Consider the following 3,796-nt stretch of genomic DNA (forward strand, 5'->3'; position numbering starts at 1 on the left):
GGGCAGGGCTGGGCAGGCTCGGCCGGGCCGGGGCCGCTGGGGCCGCGCGTGCGGATCCGGCTGGATCAGGGCGCGGGGTCCGGTGCTTCGGAGCCCTCCGGCCACAGCTGCGGGTCCGGAGTGAAGCGGACGGAGAGCACCCCGCCCTTGAGGCCCGCGCCCGTCACCCGGCAGCGCCGCAGCGCGGAGGGCAGCGCGAGGACGCGGCGGTAGGGGCCGACTCCGACGGTCAACTCGTCGCCGCGCCGCACCAGTTCCAGCTCGTCGCGGCCGGCTCCCGGCAGTGGGAGCTGCCACACCAGCTTGCCGTCCTCGGCGATCCTGTCCTCGACCCAGCCGTAGGCGACCTCGGCGCCGGCCGCGGTGTCCGCTCCGGCGGGCGGCTCCAGGCCCTCGCCGGCGCCGGCCGCCGCGGCCGACTCGGAGGCGACGGCGGTGCGGGCGGCGTCGGCGAGCGCCGTCAGGTCCCCGACGCCGCGCGGGTCGCGGCCCAGATGCGGCAGCTCGCACAGCGGGACGGAGTCGGCCGCGCACGTGCCGCGCAGCTCCCGCAGCGCGGCCTGTTGCTGTCCGGCCAGGGCGGCCAGCCACGTGTCGGGGGATCCCGTGGGCAGCAGCCGGTTGGCGACGACGGATTCCAGCACGAGCCCGTGCAGCCGCAGCCCGGCGCCCGCGGTGCGCAGGGACTCGGCTGCCAGCGGCCCGGGCTCGGTGACCAGCCGGACGACGGTCGCGGGGGAGTCGACGATCTCCTGGAGTTCTGCGAGCTGTTCCGACCAGCGGGTGGCGGTCTCGTACAGCCACTGCGCGGGCATGGGGGCGCCGGCGAGCTGGGCGAGGACGGGGCGCAGCGCGCGGGCCGTCTGGCGTTCGGCGGGGACGAGGCGGCGCAGGTAGCGGCGCAGTTGCTCGGGCAGCGCGAGAAGGTTGAGGCCCTCGGGGGTGGGCGGCAGGTCGGCGACGACGATGTCCCAGCCGTCCTCGGCGCCGGCGGGGAGGGCGTCGGCGCGGTGCGCGGCGTGCAGGGCGCGCAGCAGCGCGAAGGTGCCGGCGCCGGGGAGTTCGGTCAGCTCGTCCTCGTCGAGGGGGACGGCGCCGAGCAGGTCGAGCACGGTCTTGCCGCGCTGCTGGAGGTCGACGGCCTGCCTGCGGAACTCCTCGCCGGAGTCGACCCGCCCCAACCACAGTCCTGGCACACCGGTGACGGCCTCGAAGGCGCCCGTGCCCGGTGCGGGGGTGGCGGGTCCGCCGGTCGGGTCCGTGCCGTCCGCGCCGTCGCCGGTGCTCAGCAGCGCGGCGAGGCGGCGGGCGGGCTCGGGGCTCAGCAGCAGGGTGCGGTGCCCCTGGGCGGCTGCCGCGCAGGCGGTGGCGGCGGCGACCGTGGTGCGTCCCGTTCCGCCCGCGCCGGTGACCAGGAGGGTCTGCGGGCGCCGGCCGCTCAGTTGCCGTCCTTGTCCGTGGTGGACGTGGTGGACGCCTGGTCGGCACGCTGCCAGCGCAGGTAGGGGGGGGGGGGGGGGGGGGGGGGGGGGGGGGGGGGGGGGGGGGGGGGGGGGGGGGGGGGGGGGGGGGGGGGGGCCCCGAGACGACCGGGGCCCCGGTGGGCCCCGTCAGCACGGGCTCCGGCAGCCACTGGCCCACGTACCGCTCACGGCGTACGCGGGCGGACGCCAACTCGTTCAGACAGAGCCGCGTGACGACTGTGGCCAGCCACGCGCCGGGGGACGCGATGGACGCCTGGTCGGCACGCTGCCAGCGCAGGTAGGCCTCCTGCACGATGTCCTCGGCCTCGGTCGCCGAACCCAGCATCCGGTAGGCGATCCCGAACAGCCGCCCCCTGTGTGCCTCGAACCGCGTCACCGCCGCATCCGCCATGGCCTCAGTCGACCATGCCGCACTCTGCGGGCCGCTGCCCCGCCCCCGTTACCGCCCGTCCGCCCCCGTTACCGCCCGTCCGCTCCCGGTGCTGCTCGGGGCGGCGCGGTCCGGGCTGCGGGGGGCCCGGACCGCGAGATTGGTCACAACGGTCACAACTCCTGGGAGGTGAGCCAGGGACGGACGTGGCGGCGGGCGTGGTGGAGACGGGACTTGACGGTGCCCAGCGGGATGCCGAGACGGTCGACGATCTCGGCGTAGTCCATCTGGCACAGATCGCGGTAGACCAGGGGCGCCACCAGGTGGGGGCTCTCCTGCTCCAGGCGTTCGAGGGCTTCGAGCACGTCCACCTTGGAGCCCGCGATCACGCTGGTCGTACGGGGATCGGGACGGCGCTCGGGGGCGCCCGCCTCGTCGGGGAGCGTGGGCTGCTCGGCCGCGCGCCGTTTCAGCTCCCGGTACTTTTGCCGGGAGCAGTTGGCCACCACGGTGTGCAACCAGGTGCTGAAGCGGCTGCGGCCCTCGAAGCGGTGGATGTTCCGGGCGACCTGCAGCAGCGCGTCCTGTGCCGCTTCCTCGGCGTCCTCGCGGTAGAGGAGGAAGCGGCCACAGCGGCGGACCACGTCGGGACGGATCGCGCGGAGCAGCGCGTCGAGGGACGCGCTGTCGCCCTGCGCCGCGAGCAGCGCGAGGGTCTCGGTGTCGGGGGATTGGGGGTCGAAGGTGTCGTTATCGTGGGGTGCGGCGCCTGAGGGGACGCCCGTGCCGGCGGGTGTTGCCGGGGTGGCCGGAGTGGCCGGTTCGGTCGGGCCGAAGGGCTGGTTCGCGGCGTCTGCGGAAGCCGGGGGACACATCCAGGCATCATAAGGGGCATGCCCTCACCTGATCAGTTCGGCCGCTACCGGGTCGAGAAGCCCCTCGGATCCGGAGCCTTCGCCGTCGTCTGGCTCGCGCACGACGATCGGCTGGAGGCTCCCGTCGCAGTCAAGGTGATGGCCGAGAACTGGGCCTGCCGCATGGACATCCGCGACCGTTTCCTCGCCGAGGCGCGACTGCTGCGCAAGGCGTCCTCGGGCGGCGTCGTCCAGGTCTTCGACGTCGGCGAGCTGGACGACGAACGCCCCTATTTCGTCATGGAGTACGCGGACCGCGGTACGGTCGCCGACAGACTGGCGGCAGGCCCGCTGTCGGTGCCCGAGGCGCTGCGGCTCACCGCCGAGGCGTCCCGCGGTGTGCGGGCGCTGCACGAGGCGGGGGTCGCGCACCGCGACATCAAGCCGTCGAACGTCCTGCTGGCGAGCGGTGGCGCGCGGGGCCGCGAGCGGGTGCTGGTCGCCGACCTGGGTCTGGCGAAGAACCTCGCGCAGGCCTCGGGCCTGACGGTGGTCGCGGGGTCGGCCGGGTACATGGCGCCCGAGCAGGCGGAACCGTTCGACGGCATCGACGCCCGCGCCGACGTCTACAGCCTGGGCGCCCTGCTCCACCACCTGGTGACCGGGACCGTGCCCGGAGCGCCTGGCCGGGTGCCGCCGCTGCGCCTGGTGCGCCCGGGGCTGCCGCGGGAGCTGGAGGAGGTCGTCGGACGCGCCCTGGAGCCCGACCGCGACCGCCGCTGGCCGACCGCCGGTGCCTTCGCGCAGGAGCTGGACCGGCTGGCGGAGAGCGTCCGGCACCTGTCCGAGGAGCCCGCCACGGGCCGCGATGGCGGCGCGGGCGCGGGTGCGGGCGGCGGCGCGGGCGCTGGGGGCGGCGCGGGTGCCGCGGCCGGCATGGGCGCCGCGGGTGCCGCGGCCGGCGTGACCGGCTCTGGCGGCAGCGGTGCCGAAGACGCGTCCGCGAGGCGGTCGGGGGTGCGTGAGGAGGCCTCGACGGCCGCCGAGTGGACGGCGGGCGCGCCCGCGTCCCCGACGGCGCGACAGGC

Annotated in this window: 3 protein-coding genes and 1 pseudogene; 1 reads left to right on the plus strand and 3 read right to left on the minus strand. The window is 76.3% G+C overall.

The annotated features are described in order from the left end of the window. Positions 1 to 65 precede the first annotated feature (65 nt). The 3 genes and pseudogenes from AB8Z75_RS33555 to AB8Z75_RS33565 all read right to left on the minus strand — a co-directional run bounded on the left by AB8Z75_RS33555 (position 66) and on the right by AB8Z75_RS33565 (position 2,729). Positions 66 to 1,415, minus strand: coding sequence for an ArsA family ATPase (locus AB8Z75_RS33555; protein WP_369208712.1), 1,350 nt, complete (start codon positions 1,413 to 1,415; stop codon positions 66 to 68). Positions 1,416 to 1,605: 190 nt separating this feature from the next. Further along, a pseudogene (locus tag AB8Z75_RS33560) lies at positions 1,606 to 1,875 on the minus strand (sigma factor); the annotation flags it as partial. Positions 1,876 to 2,027: 152 nt separating this feature from the next. Next, positions 2,028 to 2,729, minus strand: a complete 702-nt coding sequence (locus AB8Z75_RS33565) for an RNA polymerase sigma factor (protein ID WP_369208708.1) — start codon at positions 2,727 to 2,729, stop codon at positions 2,028 to 2,030. Between the two features lie 18 nt (positions 2,730 to 2,747). Between AB8Z75_RS33565 and AB8Z75_RS33570 the strand changes: the two genes are divergently transcribed. Next, a partial coding sequence (locus AB8Z75_RS33570; RefSeq protein WP_369208710.1) for a serine/threonine-protein kinase occupies positions 2,748 to 3,796 on the plus strand: 1,049 nt, incomplete at its 3' end.

Source organism: Streptomyces sp. PU-14G, from assembly GCF_041028275.1.
Taxonomy (GTDB): domain Bacteria; phylum Actinomycetota; class Actinomycetes; order Streptomycetales; family Streptomycetaceae; genus Streptomyces.

Coding starts and splice junctions, on each gene's coding strand:
- AB8Z75_RS33565 (WP_369208708.1), bottom strand. CDS start 2,729: ATGTGTCCCCCGGCTTCCGCAGACGCCGCGAACCAGCCCTTCGGCCCG.